This is a genomic window from Pseudomonas taeanensis MS-3 (genome assembly GCF_000498575.2).
GTDB classification, from domain to species: domain Bacteria; phylum Pseudomonadota; class Gammaproteobacteria; order Pseudomonadales; family Pseudomonadaceae; genus Aquipseudomonas; species Aquipseudomonas taeanensis.
Genome location: NZ_AWSQ01000008.1, coordinates 64,460 through 87,224 on the forward strand (window position 1 = coordinate 64,460; position 22,765 = coordinate 87,224).

Genomic DNA, 22,765 nt, shown 5'->3' on the forward strand with positions numbered 1-22,765 from the left:
TACAGAAAGGGCCCTCCAATACACGGAGGCTGGAATTTACTGCCTTTCCAACAACTGGCGGCGCCGCGCCCGTGGCGCCATGTTGAACCAACGTCGGCAAGCACGGTTGAACACACTCTGTTCGCTATAACCGAGCAAGCCGGCGACTTGTGACATCGCCATGTTACGTTCGGCTAGGTAGCAGTCGGCGCGCTCCCGGCGCACAGCCTCCAAAAGGTCCTCGAATCCACTGCCCCGCTCAGCTAGGCGCCGCTGCAACACCCTCTCGTGTAACCCCAACTGTTCGGCCACCAACGGCAGGCGGCAGCGCTGGGTCGGCAGCATGCGCAGGATGAGAAACTCCACCTGAGACCGCAGATCTTGAGGCCGCGCCGCATAGGCACTGAGGTACTGGACCATGGTGCGGTACAGCAACGGATCCTGAAGCTCGATGGCCTGCTCCAGTTGATCACGGTGAAGGACCAGAGCATTGCAATCCTGTCCATTGAAGACGCTAGTGTTGAAATAACGGCGATAACGGGCAGCGGGTAACGGACTGATGCCGCTGAATAGAACGGACTGAGCTCTGAAGCTTGAACCACAAAGCAGCTTCATAGTGTTATGGGCAACCCCGAGGGCCAGCTCGTGTAGCTGCCGCTGCTGTAGAGCACCCGGTAAACGGATATCGATGCGCAATCGCGATGTCTGTGGCTCGCAGCTGTCTAGCTCAAGACGAATCCCTGGACTGTGGTAACCGATGAAGCGGACTATTTCCTCCAGAGCCTGGCCCACAGTTGCAGCACTGCGCACGATCAGAGCGATCGGGCCAAGTACATGCACGTCCTGATACTGGGCCATACGTAAACCGAAGTCGGGGCAGTCAAGAACCAACGCCGCGTGCTCCAGCACCTCAATAAACGAACGAAGCGGAACGTGTGCCTCCTCATCCCCAAGCAGCCGGGGGTCAATGTGATACTGCCGCAACAAGGACTCGGACTGGCCGCCCAACTGGCTCACCAGTTCGTTGAACCCCCAAAAGGAAGTGGTACGAATAAGAGTAGTCATGTTGACTGGAGTCCAATCACCATCAAAGCGGCCTCCGCCCTTTCGTCAAATATGCACCTGGCTGCAAATGGTCATGCCTACGAGACGAGATTTTTCGAAGCCTCTTAGCATACCCGCCACCATCGAGTATGGACTGCTCGCGCTTCGATAGACATCACCGGCCCATGCATGGAATACCCCCACGGTAAATATCCCCAACCTCAACCGCTCTATATCTAGCTAGAAACCCCGCGATCGACTGATCTCCCAGGACACGCCGCCACCATGTACGGTCGCGGTAATCTGCTGACCCAGGCGCTTCTCAATCACTGGCGCCCATGGCACCAAACTGAACCCTTTGCCGTCATCCAGCAAAGCGTAACGTCCACTGGCGAGCATGACGCTGCGCCGATAGAGGCCGGCCACGCGCTGGCCGTCGTGCACAGGTCGATGCTCCAACCCGGTTTCGGCGGCGATGTCCCGAGCGGACTGAGTCAGATCCCGGTTGCGCAGCCTCACCAGCAGGTTACGCGCGAGGATCACGTGCTGGCCTTGCCTCTCGGCCAGCCCATGCTCGACCAGGACATCGGCACGCTGCTGTATGGCCTGCCTCACTTCTCCAGCGAATCCGAGGTCACCCACCCCTCGCACACCGCGGATCAGTTGCTGGTCTAGCCAGGTGGCACCGATCACACGAGCCTGCCGTTCAATAGGCAGGTGCGACTTTAGCTCCACGGCGACGCCACCCAGGCGCTGAGCGTCGTATTGGCGGCCGCGCTGGGGCAGGTCATCCGGCACCTTCCACAGTCCCTCCGCCACGCGTTCAACAATGCCGGCACGGCGTAGGGCTTCCAGCCGGCGGACGTGGGCAGCGACGACTTGCTGCGGGTCACGGCCATCCTTGGCCTGGCCCTGGACAATCGCCAGGTGGTGATCGGTGCGGCACGCTAATCTTTGCGATCAATGGTTCCAAGACGCTTTGGTTGAGCAGCCATGGACCAAGCCACCTGCACTGGTGCCGGAAAGCTGGCCCGTACAATCTCGGTCATCGTCATGAACCAAAGCACACAGCCCCTTGATGCCCATGAAGACCGAGGTTCTCGCCAGGAAGAGCCAGGGGCTAGGGATATCCGTAAGCTCGAGCCTTAACCTCTGCAGAGCGAAATCATGTCACGCGAACCCAGCTTGTGGGGACAAGTGGGGGATGTTTTTTCACATAAAAATAAACGCTTATAAATCAATATCTTAATTAATATAAAGGCTATGTCACAATTGGTTGTTGCAATGGCTAACGGGCCAAAACACAGCCCATGTAGGAGCTAGCTTGCTGACGATGCTTTCGCTGTCAGCTGGATCGCCAGCAAGCTGGCTCCTACGAAGAGCTTCGGCTCCGTGCAACAGTTAACTCAGACATAGCCTATAAAAAACCGCCTTATAGCTGGTCTGCATGCTCAAACAGGGCATCAAGATCAAGGCCGTCTTTGATAGCGACTGCAGCACCAATACTGACGCCCAACATCAGTTGACGTGATTCGTATTGAAACGGCTGACAGATCGCTTTCCGGAGTATTTCAACACCCTCTGCCAAAAAGGACATGCCGTTGGTGGGCTGTAAGATGCCCCCAAACTCATCACCGCCCAGGCGAGCGATGGTGTCCGACTTGCGAAGGGTATGGCTTGCTCGCTTGGCCACTTCACAAACAGCAGCATCCCCTGTGCGATGGCCGTAACTGTCATTGATCGCATTTAGGCCTTCCATATCGAGCATCAGCAGTCCGAATTCAATACCCTCTCGCTTCACACGCGCCAACTCATTTCTGATCCTGTCAAAGAACAATGCTCGGTTGGCTAGGCCTGTCATTCCGTCATGCGTGACGCGATAGTAGAGGTCATCTGCTGCATATTTTGCAGCGAAAAACATGTCGGCACCGAGCACCTCGGCGAGCAAGCCCAAGACAGCTTCGTCCACAGGATCAAAGGTACCGACAAGTGTAGACATCACCTTCAGTACTCCGAAAGCGCTCCATAAACCCCACCTACCCAGTTCAGGCAGTTTGGTTTTAAATCGCCTTCAGGTTCCAGGGCAGTAGCGCTTCATAGTCCTCAACGGTAGTGGCTTGGGGCAGGCGCTCGAGGATATGGCACAGCCAGGCATAAGGCTCCTGACCGTTGGCTTTGGCGGTTTCCACCAGGCTGTAGAGCTGCGCGCTGGCTGTCGCGCCCTTCGGCGTGTCGCTGAACAGCCAGTTCTTGCGGCCGATGACGAAGGGCCGGATGGCCCGCTCGGCAGCGTTGTTGTCGATCGGCAGGTGTCCGGCCTCGATGTAGCGTTCAAGCCGGCTCCAGTTGCTCGCCAGGTAGTTCACCGCTTTGCCCAGGGCATTCTGCGCCGTGACCTGCGGCTGGGTTTTTTCCAACCAGGCTTTGAGTTGGGCAAGCAACGGCAGGCTGTGCTGCTGACGACCGTGGTGGCGTTGTTCATCGCTGACATCCTTGAGTTCGCGCTCGATGCCGTAGAGTTTGTTGATCATCCCCAACGCGATGTCGGCGCGTCCGGTTTTGCCCTTCGGTTGCACCTTTTGCGCTTCGACGAATTTGCGCCGTGCATGCGCCCAGCAGGCCAGACGTTCAACACCCGACTGTGCGGCCACGGCGTTGTAGCCGGCGTAGTCGTCGGTCATCAAATAACCGCGATAGCCGGCAAGCAGGCGCAGTGGTACCTCCTGCGCACGGCTGGCGGTGTACTCGAAGAGGATCACCGGCTTGTTCGGCGGGCCGCCGGTTTGCACCCACATCCAGGAGTGGCTGCTCGGGTCTCGGTTGGGTTCTTTCAGCACCTGCACACGGGTTTCATCGCAATGGATCACCGGGCTGTCCAGCAGCTTGTCGCGCATCAGGTTGAGCAACGGTTGCAGCAGTTCGCCGCACTGGATCACCCAACGCGCCAGGGTCTGGCGGGGGATGTCGATGCCATGGCGGCTCAGAACCGTCTCGAAGCGATACAGCGGCAGGCCGTCCGCATACTTGGTGGTCAGCAGCATGGCCAAGACGCTGGGGCTGGCCAGGCTTTTCTCGATTAACTGCGCCGGCTTATCGGCGGTGACCGGCGCGCGTTCGCAGCCCTTGCAAGCGTAGGTTTTGCGGATGTGTTTGATCACCCGGATCTGCATCGGGATGATCTCCAGCTGTTCGCTGGTTTCCTCACCCATGACGTGTTTGCGGCAACCGCATTCGCAGGTCAGTTCGTGCTCGGGCAACTCGTGAATGACTTCGATGCGAGGCAGTTCGGCCGGCAGTGACTGGCGCTTGCCACGCGGTTTGCTGACGGCGACAGGGCGCAGTTCGACCGTTTCGACGTCGTCCTGACCATCGCCATTGGGCTGCTCGGCCAGCACCTCGGCCTCGTTGAGCAAGGGCAATTGCGGCGACTCGGGATCGCTGGTCTGCTCGGACTTGCGGCCAAACAGGCGATCACGCAGCAAGGCAACCTGCTCTTGCAGTTGCGTGATCTTGCCCAGATTCGACTGACGCTCCAGCAGCACGTCAGACAGCAGCTGCTTGAGCGTTTCGGGGTCGTCAGGAAGGGTTTCGGGCACGGAAATCATGCCGTGGATTATACCGGTTCAGGTCACGAAACGCGGCGTCAAAACCTGATGCGGGCGGTTGCGCCACAGGTCAAAACCATCCAGCAGCCAGTTCAATTCCTGGACCGTCAGCACGATGGCTTCGTCTTGATCGTCAGGCGATGTTTTGAATCGCTCGGCATCAAGGCGCTTGAGCCACAGACAGAAGCCATTGCGCTCCCAGTACAAGATCTTCACCCGGTTACGCGACTTGTTGAGGAACACGAACAGCACCGGATCGAACACCGCCACCTTGATATCCAGCTCCACCAGGGCAGCCAAGCCGTCGATGGATTTTCGGAAATCCACCGGCTTGGGGTAGAGATAGACTTTTTCGACTTTGGCGTCGGGGCGCATCATGGCGGCTGGCTCCAGAAAGAAATTGGAGCACAGCATTGGCTGGCCTGCGGATCATTTGAAGATGGGGTTTATGGAGCGCTTTCAGTACTCCGACAGTAATGCCTGAATGCACCAAGGGAATAGCCACCATTGAGCGGATGTGCATTCGCCGGCATGCCACACGATCAACTCGATTATCGGTTTCAGTATCGATACAACGCGTGATTTCGCCACTCAGGACGCACAAGCCTGACAGGCTGCTGGCAAGCTTCAAACGCAGTTCTAATTGACCTGAGGCGACACCTGAAACGGCGCGATAGACCATCTAATCATTTTCGGCCAACTCAATAGCCGCTCCATCGGCTTTGACCAGATCAAGTGCGCTGTCGACGATGACAGACATGACCTGCGCCAAGTCCAGCCCGTGCTTTGCCATCTCGGTCTGGATACGAATGATTGCTACAAGCTGATCACGGCTGGGTCGAGTCACGTCTGGTTCGCGAGGCATTCAACACCATGCCTTTACTAAAGCACTAGAAGAGGGTTTTTGGTGTAGCCCCAATAATGGCACTCGATGGCGGTGCGCTTCTTAATGGCAGGTGCGAGAGCAAGAAATCAGAACACGACAATTTTACCAACCACAGGGATGCTGAGGTTTACTGTTCTTAGCCCAGTCATGTCCCGACCGCGGGGCACGCGCTGCCTCCCAAGCTTCCCCTCCCCACGGGAAACAGGAAGCGCCCAATGCACACCAGCTTATTTTCCACACGCAACTGCACCGAGACCGTTGTGATACGTCGTCCCGCCCGCCCAATGTGGGGCACGGCGCAAATCGTGCCGGCGAAAGCCGGCCGCAGATAATCGAAGGTAAGCGTGGAGCAGGCAGGTAACTCGACCCTCGCCAGGGAACGTGCAAGATGAGTAGCCGCGACCACTTCGCCAAAGCTGGCAAGAACACCACCATGGAAGGTCCGGATCAGGGGATTGCCGACATGATTTTCGCAAAAATCCATGAGGTAGCGTGTCTCGCCCTCCACTACCTCCTCCCGCACCCCCAGAAACCGATGGAAGGGCACCGCCGGCACCAGGACCATTGCCGCCTCGGTACAATCCGGTATTGGTCGAACCAACCCCGTCATGCCGCACTCCTATCCGTCGTATCGAAAGCCGGCCCCAAGGTATCGATGGCAAAGGATCCGGTAACCGTGGCAAGCGGCATCTTGTCACCCACCGCATAACCTCGGCCGGAGACAAAGGCCACGCTGTCTGTCCAGCCGATGCATTCGACCACCGCGCGCAGGCCGCTGCCCGCCGGAATGGCACGCAGGTAATCGACGCGCAGGTCGATGGTGGCGATAGGCCGGAGCGAGCGGAGCGCGGAGAAAATGGCCAGTCCGCACGTCGTGTCGAGCAGGGTCACCAGCGTGCCCCGATGCAACGCTCTATGGCCGTCGGCCAGAGTCTCGGAAAACGGCATCGTCATCTCTGCCCTGGCGTCGACCACCGCCACCACGTCGATGCCGAAGGCGTTGAACAGCGGATGCTGGCTGCCGAAAAATGCTTTGGCCATGGCAGCTTGGTCCAGTTCCGGCTTCATATGCGACATGCTTACTCCTCTATGTGCACTGCAACTGCGTTCACTCAATACGTCAGAGCAGCGTCGACATAACGAAGCTCCGCCACCCGTACGGCTTGCAGGGCATCTGCGAGTAGCTCCGTAGGGAAGCATTCGCTCTCGGAGCCTGCTTTCAGCGCTAGCGCCAGCGCTGTCCAGCATCTGGCACAACCTGTCATCAGCTGCGGCAGCTGCAGCTCGCTGATGCGTGGATCAGCCGATGCGGCTTCCTCCAGAAATTCTGCGTACATCTTGCGAAAACCGCCGCCGCCCGTGCCGCGCCGTTCGATGATTTGATAAGCAAAACGCGTCGTCCAGCGCCAGTCGCCCTCGCGTTCCCAGCGGCCAAGATCGGACTGCCAGGTATCGAGCGCGGCCACGCCGGTATAGGGTCCGCCCTCCAGCAGCAAACGTGCGTTGTGGCGTATGGCTGCCGCCACCCGCTCGACCGAAAGCCGGGTATGAATGGCGGGAGGAGCGAACAGGTTACCGGCATGAAAAAAGGGAGGCAGCTCCGCGAAGCGGGCACGGGCCAAGGCTGCACGTGCCACCGAGATGGGCGCAGGGCGCTCGGTATCCGTCACCAGAATGCAGCCATCCGCCGGCTGGCGCTGCCAGGCCATGATGGCATGGCCGGGAAAATGCGTGCGGCTGGCAAAGTACGGCAGGTGAAAAATATCGGTCAGCAGCAGGGCCGGGCGCCCCTGGTCGAGCAGGCCATCCAGCGCCTGCGCGCCCTCCTCGACCGAGCCGTAACTTGTCCAGGCGAACGGTACGTCAAGCGCCTGGAATACCCGCTCCTCGTATCCCAGCGAGCGCACATGGACCAGAAAGGGTACCGGCGCATCGGGCAGCGTCAGATACGTGATCCCTAGCCCCGAGCCCAGCCCAAAACACATGGCCTCGGTCAGTGTCGTGCCATGGAACTCGAGCAAGTCCCGGATGGCCGAACTCCCGCAATGGCGGCCGGGCCGATGGGGAATGGCAGGGACTGGTGCCATCTCTGCTGCATGTGATGTCATTATCGACTTACCCTTTTTGAAGACTGATGAATAAACTTGGGCTCATATCGTTCCGTCGCAATCTGCGTTGACGTGACGGTTGGCCCGGTCAATTACCCGGAAACGTTTCAGGTGCGGCCGGTGAGTTCAGCGCTCGCGTCAGGTGGCCTGCGCCAGCACCCGGTCACCGAACACCGTAGCCGAGAGCGCCCCGGGTCGATCAATTTTACCAATCACAGGGATGCTACAGCGGTGGCCTGACCGATTCCCCGTGGTGCGCCGGTGATGAATATAACCTTGCCCGACGCACTGTCTCTCAACGCTGAGGCAGGGTCGATCGCATCATATCGGGCATGATGTTCCGTCAGAGAAAGGAATTGGGTCTCAATCGATGACATTGTGCCTCCTGTGACGGGTTGGTAGGGTCGCGGCGACGCCCACAGGAATGTGGATCAGCGGGGAGGTATCTTTTGGTCCAGCCTCCAGCAGGCAGACGCGAGTGTCCGGGTTGGCGCTCAGTCGGTTGGCCAAGACGCAGCCGGCAGAGCCGGCGCCGACGATAATGTAGTCGAATTCCATCTGTGCGGGCCTCGATTGGTGGCGAGGAGAACAGTGGAATTCTCAGTGGTTGTGGTAGGAGCTTTATTGGCTTATTACGACCATTTTTTGACTTTTTGCGACAACAGACTGCCGCAGTAGTAACCCCCCAACCCTGGTCACACAAAATTCTGCACACCCTCGAGCGTTGCACTTATGGTGCTGAGTTCAGCAGGCCTTAAAAAGGCTGTCCCCGCCCAGAATTACAGAGTCGCCAAAAATTAATGTAACTTAAATACCTCTACCGCCCCCCCCAAATTACCAGCCAACTTAACTAAATATTGATTTACCTCCGAAATCCTCTCACTACCCAACTCAACTCCTGCCGCGATTTCTCTAATAACATTCGCATTATTTAGCATATCTTCAACAACTGCGCTCTGCTCTTCTGAAGCAGTTGCAACTTGTGTAATCTGCAACATGACTTGGGATACTGAATTTACAATATCCTCAATTGATCTACTAGCTTCGCCAGCTGCAATAACGCTATTTTTTGACACAAAGACACAGTCGCCCATGACATCAAGAGCAACACATATACTTTTATTTAAAGAAGCAATCATCGCCTGAATTTCATACGTGGAATTATTTGTACGTTGAGCTAAGCTTCGAACTTCATCAGCAACAACAGCAAATCCTTTCCCGGCCTCGCCTGCATGCGCGGCCTCAATTGCGGCATTCAAAGCCAGCAGATTTGTTTGATCGGTGATTTGATCAATAATTTCAATAATTGTACCTATTTTTGAAATATCAGTTTCAATGCATTTAATAGCCACGTATGAATCATTAACCCGTTGTGACAAAGCATTTATAGATGATACGGCTGTGTCAATAGCTTTTTGACCATGAACCGCCAACTGCCGCCCCTCAGATGATATTACTTCAGACTTACTTGCCGCATTTGAAGTTTCAGTTATAGCGAAAGAAATCTGTGATAGCGCACTGACAAATTCATCAATTTTACCTGCCTGATCACATATATCACTTGACGTGCTTTGTGAAATACTTAAAGCCTCGACTGCTGAATTAAACAAATCACCTTGTACGTGTTTTATCGATTCAATCAAGGCACACACCCCAGCAGCCATCGCCATGATTGATGACTGCATTTTACCCACTTCATCATTGCTCGGTATAGTGCGGTATGTAAGATCACCTTTTGACATACCATCCATAACATGAACTATCTCATCTATTGAATTGCGAGTCTTTTTCATAAGAAGCAAAATAACAAAAAAGAAGATACAATTAATTGCCACAACAAGAAAATACACATAGCTTTTAACACGCTTGGAAATATCAGCAAGTTCCATCCCAAAGCGATCAGAGTTAGTGTACGACCAACTTACAAGCCGTTTCATTTCCTCAACGCGCTCAGAGTTTAATCCATCTTTAGAAATGCTACTTGCATACCTCACGAGCTGCCCAAGCTTTATTTCTGAAGCATCAGATAGCTCAAGAATCAATCCCTTCCCCAATAATCTTAAAAGAGCTTTATCGCCATCCCACAAACTGTTTACAGACGTAGTTTGTCTACGCGCCCTCCGCACCTGCTCTACTATAAAATTTACATTTATATTTATTTCTTTTTTCTGCAGTTCATAGTGTACATTGCTCAAGGCAACAACATGCTCCCTTTCATAATAAGAAAACTCTGTCAACTTATGCATTAAGCGCATCCCGAACAGCGCAACAAAAAAAGAAAATCCTGCCATAATAAGAATCAAAAAAAATCGACAGCGCAGCGAACAGTTGATATTCATACCACCCCTTAACACCATGAATGGAATATTATATCTCAACCAATATTGAAATATATTTATTCTTAGGCAAGATATAAAACAGCACTCTTTCTACAATCTAGAAGAGCGCTGTTAAACGAGCAAAATTATAATACCTCAGAACTTATATGATGCTCCAAGACTCAGAATGAAAGGATCAATCTCAATCTTGGTAGAAACAGGTGCAGCCCCAAGTGTACCAGAAACATCTGTTTTAAAAGGAATATAGCGCACATCTGAATTTAACATCCATGAGTTACCAAAATCATATCTAAGGCCGACCTGAACAGCAGGCGCCCATTTATCTTTGATATCAAATGAAGTCAAGGCACCATCAGTTTTGTCGAAGAAAAACACTCGACCGACACCTAGTCCGACATATGGATAAAGTCGCTCAAAATTATCAAAATGATACTGAAGTGACAAAATTGCAGGGCCATAATCAACTTCACTGACTCTTCCCAGCGCAGAGATGGATTTTTCACCTTGAAACTTAGCTTTAGCTGGAATCCCGGCGAAAAAATCCAGAGCTACATTGTTACTAATAAAATAGGAAATATCAAAAGTAACTGTTGTATCATTACCGATGCTTACAGCAGCATTGGGTACAGTAGCCCCACCTACATTTAGGGAGCCTAGCGTCTCGTCTACATAAACTTTAGACATATTAAAGCTAGCAACCCAGTCGCCCTGATTGTAGCCAGCAGTTTCAGTCGAATAGATTTCACCTGACCACGCACTGGCCCCACCCAACACAAAACTAGTTGCTAATATCGACATAGCGAGTTTTTTTACAATAGGCGGATTCATTATACTTCTCCATTTTTTGTTATATAAGTGAATTCATAAACAAGTTACTACCTTTCACAGAGGCTGATTTTCGAAAAAAATTAGCCAAAGTCCGTACCAAAAGCGTTACTCAAGTGCCAAAGAATCATTACACGAAAGAATATCAGCATATTTCTCACGCAAACGATTCTTCAGAATCTTACCAGCCCCATTGCGCGGCAGTTCATCAATAAATATAGCGGCGTCTGGAATTTGCCACTTAGCCACCTTACCTTCGAAATAACTAAGCAATTCATCATTCGTCAGCACTGAATTAGGGGCTCTGACTGCAACAAGAAGAGGCCGCTCATCCCATTTTTTGTGCTTTACAGCTATGACTGCAGCATCAACTATCGCGGGATGCGCAATCGCAACACCTTCTAGCTCTACCGTACTAATCCATTCACCACCAGACTTTATAATATCCTTTGCGCGATCACAAATTGTCATAAAGCCATCCTGATCAATAGTGGCCACATCCCCAGTTGAAAACCATCCATTCGAGAGTGTTGTACCAATATTGCTACGAAAATAATCTTTAATAACCCAATGCCCTCGAACCATAAGATTGCCTTTGGTAACACCATCTTCAGATAGTGTGACACCCTCATCATCAACTATCTTTAGTTCGACACCATAAGGTGGACGTCCCTGGCTTTGGCGCAGTGCAAGTTTTTCATCCCATGGCAAATTCACTTGATGCCCGAGTGGCGTGTTTGCCGTACCAAATGGCGAAAGCTCAGTCATACCCCAAGCATGAATAACTTCGACACCATATAGATCGTTAAATTCTTTAATCATAGAAGGAGGGCAGGCCGAGCCTCCTACAACAGTTCGCGTAAGGCTTTCTGCTTTCGAACCACTTTCCGCTAGAGAGGCTAACAACCCCTGCCAAATAACCGGCACTCCAAGAGCAATACTGACACATTCCTGATCAATTAGCTTCGCTAAGCTAGCGCCATCAAGTGCCGGGCCAGGAAGAACTAATTTTGCACCAACCATTGCAGCGGAGTATGGAATCCCCCACGCATTTACATGAAACATCGGAACAACTGGCAAAATTGTATCTCGCGCAGACAAATTGAGCGTATCAGGCATTGCAGTCGTCATTGAATGTAAAACTGTCGAGCGGTGTGAATAAAGTACGCCCTTAGGATTACCCGTAGTACCCGAAGTATAGCAGAGACTAGAAGCCTCTTTTTCATCTACATCGGGCCACACATAGTCATCATCACCTTGTCCAATCAAATCTTCGTAGACAAGTAATCCTGGAATCTTGGCGGATGCCTTTAAATTTGCACATCCCATCAAGACAAAGGCTTTGGCTGTTGTTAATAGCCCATCTAGCCCAGCAATTATCGGCAAGAATGTCTCGTCAAAAAATACTACCTTATCCTCCGCATGATTTATCACATAGGCAATCTGCTCTATGAAAAGCCTAGGATTTATCGTATGACATACCATCCCTGCACCTGAGACACCGAAGTAAATCTCAAGATGGCGGACATTATTCCACGCAATGGTTGCACAATGATCACTTTGTGTGAGCCCCATCTTGCCTAGCGCAGAAGCAAGCTTACGGGCACGCAGCGCCACTCCTGACCAATAAGTTCTTGTTACTTCACCAGAGGTTTCAACAGAAACCACCTCTGTATTACCATGGTATCGTGCAGCATGATCAATAAGTGAACTTATGATCAACGGCTGACGCATCATCTGACCAATCATAGCGCTGCTCCATATCGACAACTAAATTCAATTGAATCAGTAAATTTAGTCAAAAATTAGTTTTCTATTACGTGCAAACTAATTCTACAGTAGCTCTGGCTCTAAATTTTGGCGAGCAAAACCAATACTTGCATCTAATGATGTCATATCAACTTTTCGCATAATTATTTCCGCGGCATTTTCAGCAATCATAATAGTCGGAGCGTTTGTATTCCCTGCGACTAAATTCGGCATAATTGATGCATCAACGACTCTAATGTTTCTTAAACCGCGCACCTGCAAGCATGGATCAACGACTGACGCTGGATCTTTACCCATTCTACAAGTACCTACCGGATGATAAATCGTCTCAGCTCGACTACGAATATCTGCAACTATTTCATCATCGCTAGTAACAGCAGGGCCAGGAACTATTTCCCGTTTAAAATGCTTAGCCATGGATGGGGCATCAAAGATAGCGCGACCGATCTTTATACCAGCAATCATAGTCTTAATATCTTCAGGATCACTAAGGTAGTTGGGGTCAATCAGTGGATCATCCATAGGATTAGCACTTTTAAGTCCAATCCTACCTCGGCTTTTAGGTAAAAGATCACATATGTGTAGCGTATATCCATAACCAACGGCTATTTTACGACCATGATCTTTTAAATAGGTTGGCAAAAAATGGAACTGCAAATTAGGCCGATCACGCTCAGGGGAGCTTTTCACAAAACCACCTGACTCAGCCACATTGCTCGTCAGAAAACCCTTGCGCTTAAAAATATAGGAAAACAAACCCACAAGACCACGAGGGATGAAAGAAAATGCCACACCTATCGGCGCTCTAGAATTTGCGGCGCACATTAAAGTAATATCTAAATGGTCTTGAAGATTTTTTCCAACTTCAGGAAGGTCGTGCACTAGAGCAATTCCATGCTCCTTAAGCTCGGCTGCCGCCCCAACTCCAGAAAGCATTAGAAGTTGAGGTGTGTTAACCGCACCAAGAGAAAGAATCACTTCACCACTATCTGTAGTCTTAACTTGCTGATGCATATTTTTTTGAATATAAGACACCCCTACTGCCTTACGATCTTCGAAAAGTACTTTTGTAGCATGCGCTTCAGTAATTATATCTAGATTAGGTCGATTAATCACATCATGTAAGAATGCACGAGCTGAGCTCCAGCGCTGTCCATGCTTTTGTGTTACTTGATAAAATCCTACTCCCTCTTGGTGCGCACCGTTAAAATCACCGTTGAAGCTAATTTTAGCCTCCATACCGGCCTGAACGAATGATTTGCTAAGCGGGTTGAGATCCTTTAAATCACTAACGGCCAGTTCTCCGTCCGTCCCATGATAGTTTGACTTATCAAAGCGCTGGTTGTGCTCAAGTTTTTTGAATAACGCGAAAGCACGCTTCCATCCCCAATATTCCCCCCCCGCTTGCTCCCAAGCCTGGTAATCCTCCTCATGCCCCCGGATATACACCATCGCATTGATCGAACTTGATCCACCTAGCGTCTTCCCTCGGGGCCAAAATAGACTACGTTCATTGAGGTGTTGTTGTGGTGCAGTTTGAAATGCCCAGTTGAGTTTTTTACTATTTGAAAGTAAAGCAATACCTAGCGGCATATGAATTAGCGGATTTGTATCTCGCGGCCCGGCCTCAAGTAAGCAAACTCGTTTCGACGGGTCGGCTGAAAGGCGATTAGCAAGAACACACCCAGCGGATCCAGCACCAACAATTATATAATCATACATTTTTTGTTATCCTAAAAGATAAATATTGCAATAACACTTCAGCTCAAATACCTTACCGTCATGCTAATTAATCGCTTCACCTTTCCAGTGTAAGGGGGGAACAACAAATGTGTAATTGAGAACCTATCCAGCAGAATGGGCTTCTCGTGAGAAAACGCCTGGAAACCGTAAAACCCATGAGCACTACCAATACCGCTATTATTAACTCCGCCAAATGGAAGATTGGGATGCAAAAATTGGACAACGCTTAAATTTATCCCAACTGACCCAGAACTTGTGCGACCCACAATATCCTGAGCAAACTCTTTGTCTTCAGAGAAAATATAAAGCGCTAGAGGCTTGGCGTTATCGTTTATCTGCTTAATCACATGATCTATATCATCGTATTCAATAATCGGCAGTAATGGGCCAAATATTTCTTCACGCGAAATGTCCATCTCAGGCGTGACTTTGGATATTATAGTTGGCGCTACAAATCTATCCAATGCATCAATCTCGCCCCCTTGTAAAATTTTCGCGCCTTTTGATTTTGCGTCACCTATGAGCTCATAAAGTCTATTAAGGTGCTGATCATTTACAATTCTGCAATAGTCCGGCGATTTTTTCTGCGCCTCAAAATCCTTCCCATAAACCCGCGTCACTTCTTCCATTATGATTTTATGAAAATCATGGGCTATGCTTCTATGCACAAATACATGGTCAGGTGCAATGCACGTCTGTCCATTATTCGAAAATTTGCCCCATACGATGTTACGCGCAGCTTTTTTTAAATTTGCTGTCGGACCAATAATGGTTGGGGATTTTCCGCCTAGCTCCAACGTAACCGAAGCGAGTGTTTTCGCCGCTGCTTCCATTACTAATTTTCCAACTCGTGGACTCCCTGTGAAGAAGATATGGTCAAATGGTAGAGTCAACAGCTCTTGGGAAACAGCGGCGTCGCCCTCCACCACAGTGACTAGATCAACGGAAAAAGCCTCCCGAATGATAGAGCCGATCAATGAAGCAGTGTGCGGTGTCAACTCAGATGGCTTTATAATAACGCTATTACCTGCCGCCAGCGCAGAAACAAGTGGGCCAAAACTAAGGTTGAAGGGATAGTTCCAAGGCGCAATGATTAAACAAACCCCCTTTGGCTCGAAACTAAGCCTTGCTTTGGTGCCAAGTACACTGAGTGCTGCCTTCACTCTTCGTGGCATCATCCAGGTTTTTAGGTTCCGTTTTGCGTGACTGATTTCTTGCAATACCGGAAATATTTCTGTCAGCTTTACCTCACTCGCCGGTTTACGGAAGTCTGCCGCAAGTGCAGCGATAATTTCTGACTCACGACGCTGAATTATTTCTTTCAGTATATTAAGGGCCGCAATACGCTCTGCTAAACTAAATTTTCCACGGCGAGCGCTACTTGCTTTTTTTTGCGCATTAAAGATGTCAATGACTGAATGGCTTTCAGTGCTTGAGTTGGACTCAGCTAGCCTAGTGTGCATAGTCATTTTTATTATTTTCCTGTATTATTCTGAATGACTTAATATTTTTAGCCTAACTTTTCCTGATAGAGTACATAGTCTTCTTTAGTGGCCCCACAATCCGGACAGCACCAGTCATTAGGGATATCCTCAAAGCGAGTACCTGGAGCAAAGCCCTCGACCTCGTCACCCAACGCCTCGTCATATATATGGCCGCAAGTAATACAAATCCATTTAAGGAATGCTGCTCCGCTCTGCGAATTAGTTACCCGCGGCTTATGCCCGTTCAGATGCTGTCCTTCAGTTGCAACGTCAAGCGCTATCTCTGCACCCATCGTCGTATTTGATATTTCAGTGTTTACATCAGAGCTGCTCACTTTTGCCGAAACTGAAAGAGTGTTGTTTGAACTGATATTTTTCTCGCCTGTACTTCCCTCAATCAATACGAAATCTAGCTTGTCTCGAACGGCACAGTCGGGACAACACCAATCCTCAGGAATGACGATCCAAGGAGTATTTGGGGCAAACCCTTCATGTTCTTCCCCCTTACTTTCATCATAAACATATTGACAATCTGGACACTGATACCTAGCCATATCTATTACCGTGTTAATGAGTTGCGTACTCTACAGTACGTTAACGCTCGTTATTTTTTATCTTCTTTACGGAAGACCTACGCACAGCTTGTGATTGACTTCGTCGCTCAACTTTATTATCAGGCGTATTTTCACGCTCATCAGTTATACTGATTTTTTCCGCTGTAAACTCTAGCTCTGCACTCAATATTGAAGGCTCGGATAACGTGTCGTCGATAATATTATTATCTTGCTTAATGACGGGATCGTTTTGCTTTAATTGTGTGATTTCGCACCGTGGATCCGCGAGCATCTTAAAGTCAATTTTGTCTCGAACAGCGCAGTCAGGGCAGGCCCACTCTTCAGGGATTTCACCCCAATTAGTATTAGGCTGAAAACCCTCGTGCGGCTCCCCCTTGCATTCATCATAGATATACTGACAATCTGGACACTGGTACTTCGCCATTACCCCTTCTCCTTTTAGACCGGTGCTCGCAGCCCTTGAGGCTACCGCTTATTTACTGAGCAAGTCTAACTATGAAATTTATTATTATGGACGTCTGCCGATAGATCCATAGAAATGAATCTATCGGAAGAGCTCAATTATATAAATAACTTGCAGAATGCAACAGTTAATCAATCGTCAGACTTCTAGTGCATAAGGCTCATTACAATTTAACTTGTTTACGCACGACGAACTCAAACAGATATATTAAAAATCCACCGTTATTTCTGCATGCTCACACCACTATGATGCTACCGCGGTTGCGCCTCGTTTATCATCCGCACCAACATTATGAGTAAACTTTTTTATGTATTCTGCACGCATTGAATCTTCAATTTGAATCTTGCTCAGGTCGCCATTAGCCCAATTTACCACCTTAGGGTCCATGACCGATCTAAACCATTGAGGAATCATTGCCATCAAAAATGCACCGGGGTAGCCAGTCGGAAGTGCGGGAAGGCCGGGGAAATCACGTAATGACTGGTAAGAGCGAGTTGGGTGCGCGTGGTGATCAGAGTGCCGTTGAAGGTGAAACAGAACCAGATTTGACACGATGTGGTTACTGTTCCACGAGTGATGTGGCTTTTGATGTTCATATCGTCCATCGGCCATTTTTTCACGCAGCAAACCGTAGTGTTCAATGTAGTTCGCGCTTGTTAACTGCCACCACCCGAAAGCCATCTGAATTGGAAGGAATACCAGCATCTTCGGACCAAAGAAGGCAAGCAGGAGGGTGTAGAGAACAACTGTGATGACCATTGGCTGGAGGATCTCATTATCGAAACTCCAAACGCTTTGCCCGCGGCGCGAAAGGCGTTGTTCCTCAAGCCCCCAAGCACGACGAAACGCTCCAGGAATCTCACGGGTTGAGAATTTATATATATTTTCTCCCATACGTGAGGTCGCAGGGTCCATCGGTGTAGCAACATCACGGTGATGGCCTTTATTATGCTCAATAAAGAAGTGGCCGTACCCGACAACCGCCAGCACAATTTTCGCCATCCAACGATCAAAGGCTTCTTTTTTGTGGCCCAGTTCGTGACCTGTATTAAGCGCTAGGCCATTCACGATGCCCAGTGACAAGGCAAGTGCGCCGATTTCGAACCAAGACATTGACTGAGTCCCTACCCACCATGCAGACACGATTAGTGCTGCGTAATGCATTGGAACTGTTAGATACGTTAAAACTCGGTAGTAACGTTCTTTCTCCAGTTTCTCCACTACTTCCTCAGGCGGATTATTAAAGTCCTCACCAAACATCGCGTCAAGCAATGGAAGAACCCCGTACCACACAGCTAGAACTAAGCCATAAAAGATACCCCAGCCAGTCTCATTGGCAAGCCAGATTCCGATCATCGGAGTAGCCGGCCAAAAAGTTGAAAGTATCCAAAAATATTTCTTTTTATCCACGTATTCTGGAGCAGAATCCAGAACGCTGTTTTTGCCATTCATTTTGTTGTTCTCCTATTGTCCAATAAGTCTCTGCGAGCACCACACAACCTAATTTCTGTCCCCACAGGGAAAATCAGGCCATCTACTCTCACATCTGACATGGTAAAACTGCACTCACCTTAAGCCTGCTTCAACTACTCCTTGGTGTAGTTATCTGAATAACATTAACCATCTCGGCGACGAGATCCGCAGTCAATGTCATCCCTCCAGGCCAAGGCGAGCCAGTGTCCTGGCCTTGAATTAGGCTATGTACCCATTAACTGTTGCAGGCCTAGACTGAAGACGTGTGCTCATCAAGGAGTGCCGTTATGGATGCCCAATCCTTTCAACATTTACTGGCTCGGCTTGATCGCCTGACGGTCAAACAGAAGTCCATCGTTCAGCATGTTCTCCAAATCAGCGTGCCGAGAGATGACCTTGTAGAGGCCATTCCTGACCTGAAATCCTGCCCTCACTGTGCCGCAGATGCCACGCAGTTGGCCTCATGGGGTCGCAGTGGTGGCTTGCAGCGCTATCGCTGCAAGGCCTGTCGCCGCACGTGCAACGCATTGACCTGTACACCCCTGGCGCGTTTGCGAAAAAAGTACTGCTGGCTGGATTATGCCCAGGCACCTATTGCTGGGTTGACCGTGAGGGCGGCGGCCAAGCACTGCAGCGTCAGCAAGAACACCGCCTTTCGCTGGCGTCATCGCTTTTTGCGCGATGCGGCTGCGCATCACGATGCGCGTGAAAGCGGCATTGTCGAGGCAGATGAAAAATTCTTTCTTGAGTAGGCCTGCAGGTACCATACGCATCACATCAATGGAGGACGCAGCCAAAACCATCCTGTGGCCTGTGCTGCGGGAACTGATGATCACCTACCCTGACATCAAGACCGATATCACTTTGGACTATGGGCTGACGGACATCGTTGCCGAACGCTTTGATGCCGGCGTCCGCCTTGGTGAGGATGTCGATAAGGACATGATCGCGCTACGCATTTCGCCAGACATTCCGATGGCCATCGTCGGCGCATCGTCCTATTTCGATAAGGCTATGTCTGAGTTAACTGTTGCACGCCCGTATACCCCAGCGACTCTCCCAAGAAAATCAATGGGTTGAGCTGCGCTTTGTAGCGTTCCAGTAGGCGCGCCAGCCCAGATAGTTCGTTAGGTACTTGGTGGCCACACCATGAAAAGGAATCATCCAGCTCTTGAGCCAGCTGGTTATGCATGGGAACTCTGCCGCAAAACCTTGGGCAACGTGCCCGAATTCTGTTGCTGCTGGCCAGCGGTCTCACGCCCAAGCAGGTGAGTGATCGGTTGGAAGTTTCGGCACCTGTCGTATTCAAATGGCGCAAGCGCTATCAGGAAGCTGGCCTCGATGGGCTGAGCGATCTCCCGCGTAGCGGACATCCACGCACGCTCGACGAGGCGAAGATTAAGGAAATCCTCACCCTGACGACCCAGCGTGTACCGCGTGAGGCGACTCACTGGAGCCTGCGCCTGATGGCCAAATACGTGGGCGTTACCGTCTGGCAAGTCGCCCAGGTGTGGGCCGCTGCCGATCTCAAGCCCCACCGGCTGAAGACCTTCAAGATCAGCAACGACCCACACTTTGCTGACAAAGTGGTCGATGTGGTTGGGCTGTACCTGAACCCGCCTGACAATGCGATGGTGCTGTCAGTGGACGAGAAAACCCAGATCCAGGTGCTGGATCGCACCCAGCCCATGCTGCCGCTCAAGCCGGGTCAGATCGAACGCAGGACGCATGACTACAAGCGTCACGGTACGGCCAGTTTGTATGCCGCCTTCGACATCCTGACGGGCCAGGTCATTGGTCGCATCACCCAACGACACAGGGCCAAAGAGTTCCTTGAATTCTTGCGACAGATCGACCGCGCGACGCCTGCCGAGCTGGATCTGCATTTGATTCTGGACAACAGCTCGACTCACAAGACAGCCGCCGTCAAGGCGTGGCTGGAGAAGCATCCCCGCTTCAAGCTGCACTTCACGCCGACCAGCGCCTCATGGTTGAACGCCGTTGAGGGTTGGTTTGCTCAATTGGAAGGCGGGCGCTGTATCGCGATGCGTTCAGCAGCGTGGCTGATCTGAAAGCGGCAATTCGCCGTTTTATCGAGGCCCATAATGAACATTCAGCCAAGCCATTTCGCTGGAACAAAACGGCTGAATCCATCATCAACTCTGTTAGTCGCGCAAAGCTCACCGCAATCAAGAATAAGTTATTGAACTAACCAAACAGTCCGCTAGGGCCCCCCTAAGAACTGTACGTGCGACTTTCACCGCATACGGCTCAATCCGTTGTAAGCCCGATCAAGAGCCGATCTATCTGCCTTGATTGCTTCTGGGTACAGATGGATCTTCACAATCCGCTCTGAGCTGGTCAGTTTCCGCTATACGGACTCAGGCCGCGGACATGGGAAACCCATGCTCTTACGCGCTGACCTGCACCCTTTCAGGCCCAACCTAGTCGGGTAGCCCCCAGGCCATTGCTGGCCTAGGGCCCCCTAAGAACCGTACGTGCGACTTTCACCGCATACGGCTCAAGCCGTTGTAAGCCCGATCAAGAGCCGATCTATCTGCCTTGATTCCTTCTGGGGAAAGATGGATCTTCACAATCCGCTCTGAGCTGGTCAGTTTCCGCAATACGGACTCAGGTCGCGGACATGGGAAACCCATGCTCTTGCGCGCTGACCTGCACCCTTTCAGGCCCAACCTAATCTTCGCTCATGTGTTCAACGACCACGCAGAAGTCTGCCCGGTTTCCCGTGGAGTAATGTTCCAACCCCTATCCGAGCCATTACAGCCCGGCATTCGCTTTCTCTGCGATCCCATACCCGCACCGCCAACAGCTCACCTTACGGCTCACCTGCCACAAAGGCAGCAATACGGGCTTACCACGTTCCTTACCTGTCACACGCCCAGGTTAGAGCCTGCCTTTTTGCCGGAAGTCTGATGACGACGTATTCCCACATCCCACAGAAATAACCGACCTCACACCTTTTGGTTCATGCCTATCAGCCGTTTTGGCATGTTTTCAGTCACGACATTTATCAGCAGTTCACTTACGTTGCTCATACTGGCCAGCCTAGCGCCTCAACCCGGTACGGCTCCGAGCATCTGTGCTTCACTTCGCAGCGATTACACACCATCAAGGGGCTACATTGTCACAAGAGCTTCACACCCCACCGTTACCAGTGATGCATGTCTTGTTAGGCTATCGCTGGTCGCACAGCGAGTCCGCTACCATTCCAAACACGGAATAGGTGGACAATGACAGGTAAAGCTTCGTGTCGCACAGGATGGTCTGAAGTAGCCGTGTATTTTTGGCTGACTTCAGCCTCTGCCGATTTTGAAAGCGGTAAATCGATCAAAAACGCTCAGATCACCCGCTTATTTTTGGGTTTTTAGCCGCCGCAAGTACCTCGCGGCAGCCATTCTTCGCATTACAGGCGCACCTCTCCTGCATTCGTCAGTAAATGTCTGCGCGCCATCCACAGATTCGACAGCGCGAACAGTGTCACCAGTTGCGCAGTGTTCTTCGCCAGGCCACGGAAGCGCGTCTTCACATAACCGAACTGCCGCTTGATCACCCGGAACGGGTGTTCGACCTTGGCGCGCACCTGGGCTTTGGCCTTCTCGATCTTGCGCTTGGCTTTGTACAGCGGGCTGCTCTTGCCCAGCTTCTTGTAAGTACTGCGGCGTGCCGCGACCTGCCAGATCACCTTCCGGCCATCATGCTCCGGACGCTTTTCGACACCGGTATAACCCGCGTCAGCACCGACCATGTTTTCCTCGCCATGCAACAGTTTGTCGACCTGGGTGATATCCGCCACATTGGCCGCCGTGCCCACCACGCTGTGCACCAGACCGGACTCAACGTCCACGCCGACATGGGCCTTCAGTCGGGTAAAGCAAGGGTGTTACCACCCTTGCCTCCCCTAAGAACCGTACGTGAGAGTCACCCCTCATACGGCTCAAGCCTTCCAGCAGCCTGAGTAAGACTGGGCAACCTGACGATGCGCTCTTCGGCGCTCAAGGTAAAACGTCCATGCTGGATCAAACGGGTTCGCTGCACTGCATATTTTGATATGCCGCACGATCGAAACACTGGCGGCGGCATACAGCCAAGCGGGTTGACTCATGCCGCGCGCTTTCTCCTGGGTGGCGAAAACCCAGTGCCGTTGACCCACGACACGAAAGTAGCGTTGTTTTACCCAATGGGCACTTTTCATGGCGTGCCGGCGAACTGCCCAGCGCCATAACACTTGCCAAATCTGATGGTCGATCCATGCGAAACGCTTGGCGGCGACAACATGGCGATGATACATGGCCCATCCTCGGATCACCGGGTTCAGGGTCAAGATCAAGTTAGCTTGAGTCGCCGTCTTGTTTGCGTTCGCGATTTCCCGCACCTTATCCAGCAATGCCTTCGCACTCTTGCGAGCCGGAGTGATGAGTAGCTTGCCGGCGTACTTGCGTACGTTCTGGCC

The 22,765-nt window shown here is 51.2% G+C and carries 19 protein-coding genes and 6 pseudogenes; 3 read left to right on the plus strand and 22 right to left on the minus strand.

Features of this window, described 5'->3' with window-relative positions; translation table 11 throughout:
• Nucleotides 1-36 precede the first annotated feature (36 nt).
• From TMS3_RS20110 to TMS3_RS20185, 19 genes and pseudogenes are all read right to left on the minus strand, one after another.
• Nucleotides 37-996, minus strand: a complete 960-nt coding sequence (locus tag TMS3_RS20110; protein ID WP_235576671.1) for an AraC family transcriptional regulator — start codon at nucleotides 994-996, stop codon at nucleotides 37-39.
• A gap of 267 nt (nucleotides 997-1,263) precedes the next feature.
• A pseudogene (locus tag TMS3_RS20115) lies at nucleotides 1,264-1,965 on the minus strand (DUF3363 domain-containing protein); the annotation flags it as partial.
• A 490-nt stretch (nucleotides 1,966-2,455) separates the two neighbouring features.
• Nucleotides 2,456-3,022, minus strand: coding sequence for a GGDEF domain-containing protein (locus TMS3_RS20120; RefSeq protein ID WP_051394277.1), 567 nt, complete (start codon nucleotides 3,020-3,022; stop codon nucleotides 2,456-2,458).
• A gap of 61 nt (nucleotides 3,023-3,083) precedes the next feature.
• Nucleotides 3,084-4,628, minus strand: coding sequence for an IS66 family transposase (gene tnpC, locus TMS3_RS20125; protein ID WP_025167096.1), 1,545 nt, complete (start codon nucleotides 4,626-4,628; stop codon nucleotides 3,084-3,086).
• 18 nt (nucleotides 4,629-4,646) lie between these two features.
• Nucleotides 4,647-4,955: an IS66 family insertion sequence element accessory protein TnpB gene (gene tnpB, locus TMS3_RS20130; protein WP_407691631.1), complete on the minus strand. Its 309-nt coding sequence runs from the start codon at nucleotides 4,953-4,955 to the stop codon at nucleotides 4,647-4,649.
• Nucleotides 4,849-5,310 (minus strand): GAF domain-containing protein, encoded by a 462-nt coding sequence (locus TMS3_RS26085; protein WP_152985538.1) that lies wholly within the window; start codon nucleotides 5,308-5,310, stop codon nucleotides 4,849-4,851. The genes tnpB and TMS3_RS26085 overlap by 107 nt, the downstream gene beginning before the upstream one ends.
• Nucleotides 5,311-5,493: a hypothetical protein gene (locus TMS3_RS20135; RefSeq protein ID WP_025167097.1), complete on the minus strand. Its 183-nt coding sequence runs from the start codon at nucleotides 5,491-5,493 to the stop codon at nucleotides 5,311-5,313.
• A gap of 166 nt (nucleotides 5,494-5,659) precedes the next feature.
• Nucleotides 5,660-6,124 (minus strand): PaaI family thioesterase, encoded by a 465-nt coding sequence (locus TMS3_RS20140; RefSeq protein ID WP_025167098.1) that lies wholly within the window; start codon nucleotides 6,122-6,124, stop codon nucleotides 5,660-5,662.
• On the minus strand, nucleotides 6,121-6,591 hold the full coding sequence (locus TMS3_RS20145) for a PaaI family thioesterase (RefSeq protein ID WP_025167099.1): 471 nt from the start codon (nucleotides 6,589-6,591) through the stop codon (nucleotides 6,121-6,123). Before TMS3_RS20145 ends, TMS3_RS20140 begins: the two co-directional genes overlap by 4 nt.
• Before the next feature lie 35 nt (nucleotides 6,592-6,626).
• Nucleotides 6,627-7,622 carry a BtrH N-terminal domain-containing protein gene (locus TMS3_RS20150; protein WP_025167100.1) on the minus strand — a complete coding sequence of 332 codons (996 nt, stop codon included), beginning with the start codon at nucleotides 7,620-7,622 and terminating at the stop codon, nucleotides 6,627-6,629.
• 453 nt (nucleotides 7,623-8,075) lie between these two features.
• Nucleotides 8,076-8,180: pseudogene (locus tag TMS3_RS26090) on the minus strand (lycopene cyclase family protein); the annotation flags it as partial.
• A gap of 239 nt (nucleotides 8,181-8,419) precedes the next feature.
• Entirely contained in the window at nucleotides 8,420-9,979 is a 1,560-nt protein-coding gene (locus TMS3_RS20160; RefSeq protein WP_083491802.1) for a methyl-accepting chemotaxis protein, read from the minus strand.
• A gap of 117 nt (nucleotides 9,980-10,096) precedes the next feature.
• Entirely contained in the window at nucleotides 10,097-10,789 is a 693-nt protein-coding gene (locus TMS3_RS24780) for an OmpW/AlkL family protein (RefSeq protein WP_083491803.1), read from the minus strand.
• Between the two features lie 105 nt (nucleotides 10,790-10,894).
• Nucleotides 10,895-12,535: a long-chain-fatty-acid--CoA ligase gene (locus TMS3_RS20165; protein WP_029866523.1), complete on the minus strand. Its 1,641-nt coding sequence runs from the start codon at nucleotides 12,533-12,535 to the stop codon at nucleotides 10,895-10,897.
• An 84-nt stretch (nucleotides 12,536-12,619) separates the two neighbouring features.
• On the minus strand, nucleotides 12,620-14,278 hold the full coding sequence (locus TMS3_RS24785) for a GMC family oxidoreductase (protein ID WP_083491804.1): 1,659 nt from the start codon (nucleotides 14,276-14,278) through the stop codon (nucleotides 12,620-12,622).
• 38 nt (nucleotides 14,279-14,316) lie between these two features.
• Nucleotides 14,317-15,768 carry an aldehyde dehydrogenase family protein gene (locus TMS3_RS20175; protein ID WP_022963143.1) on the minus strand — a complete coding sequence of 484 codons (1,452 nt, stop codon included), beginning with the start codon at nucleotides 15,766-15,768 and terminating at the stop codon, nucleotides 14,317-14,319.
• Nucleotides 15,769-15,809: 41 nt separating this feature from the next.
• Complete coding sequence (locus tag TMS3_RS26095) at nucleotides 15,810-16,337, minus strand: rubredoxin (protein WP_083491805.1); 528 nt, start codon at nucleotides 16,335-16,337, stop codon at nucleotides 15,810-15,812.
• Between the two features lie 40 nt (nucleotides 16,338-16,377).
• The gene (locus TMS3_RS26100; RefSeq protein WP_025167105.1) at nucleotides 16,378-16,782 is read right to left on the minus strand and encodes a rubredoxin; all 405 of its coding nucleotides are present in this window, start codon (nucleotides 16,780-16,782) and stop codon (nucleotides 16,378-16,380) included.
• A gap of 282 nt (nucleotides 16,783-17,064) precedes the next feature.
• Nucleotides 17,065-18,273 carry an alkane 1-monooxygenase gene (locus tag TMS3_RS20185; protein WP_025167106.1) on the minus strand — a complete coding sequence of 403 codons (1,209 nt, stop codon included), beginning with the start codon at nucleotides 18,271-18,273 and terminating at the stop codon, nucleotides 17,065-17,067.
• Between the two features lie 440 nt (nucleotides 18,274-18,713).
• On the opposite strand from TMS3_RS20185, the pseudogene TMS3_RS20190 reads away from it, so the two are divergent.
• Both TMS3_RS20190 and TMS3_RS25685 read left to right on the plus strand, forming a co-directional pair.
• Nucleotides 18,714-19,043, plus strand: a pseudogene (locus tag TMS3_RS20190) (transposase); the annotation flags it as partial.
• Nucleotides 19,024-19,374: a LysR substrate-binding domain-containing protein gene (locus TMS3_RS25685; RefSeq protein WP_269816595.1), complete on the plus strand. Its 351-nt coding sequence runs from the start codon at nucleotides 19,024-19,026 to the stop codon at nucleotides 19,372-19,374. The pseudogene TMS3_RS20190 and the gene TMS3_RS25685, both read left to right, overlap by 20 nt.
• Here the strand turns inward: TMS3_RS25685 and TMS3_RS24795 are convergent.
• Nucleotides 19,307-19,476, minus strand: a pseudogene (locus TMS3_RS24795) (IS1595 family transposase); the annotation flags it as partial. The gene TMS3_RS25685 and the pseudogene TMS3_RS24795 sit on opposite strands and share 68 nt — an antisense overlap.
• Between TMS3_RS24795 and TMS3_RS20200 the strand changes: the two are divergent.
• Nucleotides 19,473-20,506 (plus strand): annotated as a pseudogene (locus TMS3_RS20200) (IS630 family transposase); the annotation flags it as partial. The pseudogenes TMS3_RS24795 and TMS3_RS20200 overlap by 4 nt on opposite strands.
• A 1,212-nt stretch (nucleotides 20,507-21,718) precedes the next feature.
• Here TMS3_RS20200 and TMS3_RS20205 read toward each other — a convergent pair.
• Nucleotides 21,719-22,177: pseudogene (locus TMS3_RS20205) on the minus strand (IS5 family transposase); the annotation flags it as partial.
• Between the two features lie 72 nt (nucleotides 22,178-22,249).
• Nucleotides 22,250-22,765 (minus strand): group II intron maturase-specific domain-containing protein (locus TMS3_RS20210; RefSeq protein ID WP_025167110.1); only part of this gene is annotated, 516 nt, incomplete at its 5' end.

Coding starts and splice junctions, on each gene's coding strand:
- TMS3_RS20120 (WP_051394277.1), bottom strand. CDS start 3,022: ATGTCTACACTTGTCGGTACCTTTGATCCTGTGGACGAAGCTGTCTTG.
- tnpC (WP_025167096.1), bottom strand. CDS start 4,628: ATGATTTCCGTGCCCGAAACCCTTCCTGACGACCCCGAAACGCTCAAG.
- TMS3_RS26085 (WP_152985538.1), bottom strand. CDS start 5,310: ATGGTCTATCGCGCCGTTTCAGGTGTCGCCTCAGGTCAATTAGAACTG.
- TMS3_RS20135 (WP_025167097.1), bottom strand. CDS start 5,493: ATGCCTCGCGAACCAGACGTGACTCGACCCAGCCGTGATCAGCTTGTA.
- TMS3_RS20140 (WP_025167098.1), bottom strand. CDS start 6,124: ATGACGGGGTTGGTTCGACCAATACCGGATTGTACCGAGGCGGCAATG.
- TMS3_RS20145 (WP_025167099.1), bottom strand. CDS start 6,591: ATGTCGCATATGAAGCCGGAACTGGACCAAGCTGCCATGGCCAAAGCA.
- TMS3_RS20150 (WP_025167100.1), bottom strand. CDS start 7,622: ATGACATCACATGCAGCAGAGATGGCACCAGTCCCTGCCATTCCCCAT.
- TMS3_RS20160 (WP_083491802.1), bottom strand. CDS start 9,979: ATGGTGTTAAGGGGTGGTATGAATATCAACTGTTCGCTGCGCTGTCGA.
- TMS3_RS24780 (WP_083491803.1), bottom strand. CDS start 10,789: ATGAATCCGCCTATTGTAAAAAAACTCGCTATGTCGATATTAGCAACT.
- TMS3_RS20165 (WP_029866523.1), bottom strand. CDS start 12,535: ATGATTGGTCAGATGATGCGTCAGCCGTTGATCATAAGTTCACTTATT.
- TMS3_RS24785 (WP_083491804.1), bottom strand. CDS start 14,278: ATGTATGATTATATAATTGTTGGTGCTGGATCCGCTGGGTGTGTTCTT.
- TMS3_RS20175 (WP_022963143.1), bottom strand. CDS start 15,768: ATGACTATGCACACTAGGCTAGCTGAGTCCAACTCAAGCACTGAAAGC.
- TMS3_RS26095 (WP_083491805.1), bottom strand. CDS start 16,337: ATGGCTAGGTATCAGTGTCCAGATTGTCAATATGTTTATGATGAAAGT.
- TMS3_RS26100 (WP_025167105.1), bottom strand. CDS start 16,782: ATGGCGAAGTACCAGTGTCCAGATTGTCAGTATATCTATGATGAATGC.
- TMS3_RS20185 (WP_025167106.1), bottom strand. CDS start 18,273: ATGAATGGCAAAAACAGCGTTCTGGATTCTGCTCCAGAATACGTGGAT.
- TMS3_RS25685 (WP_269816595.1), top strand. CDS start 19,024: ATGAAAAATTCTTTCTTGAGTAGGCCTGCAGGTACCATACGCATCACA.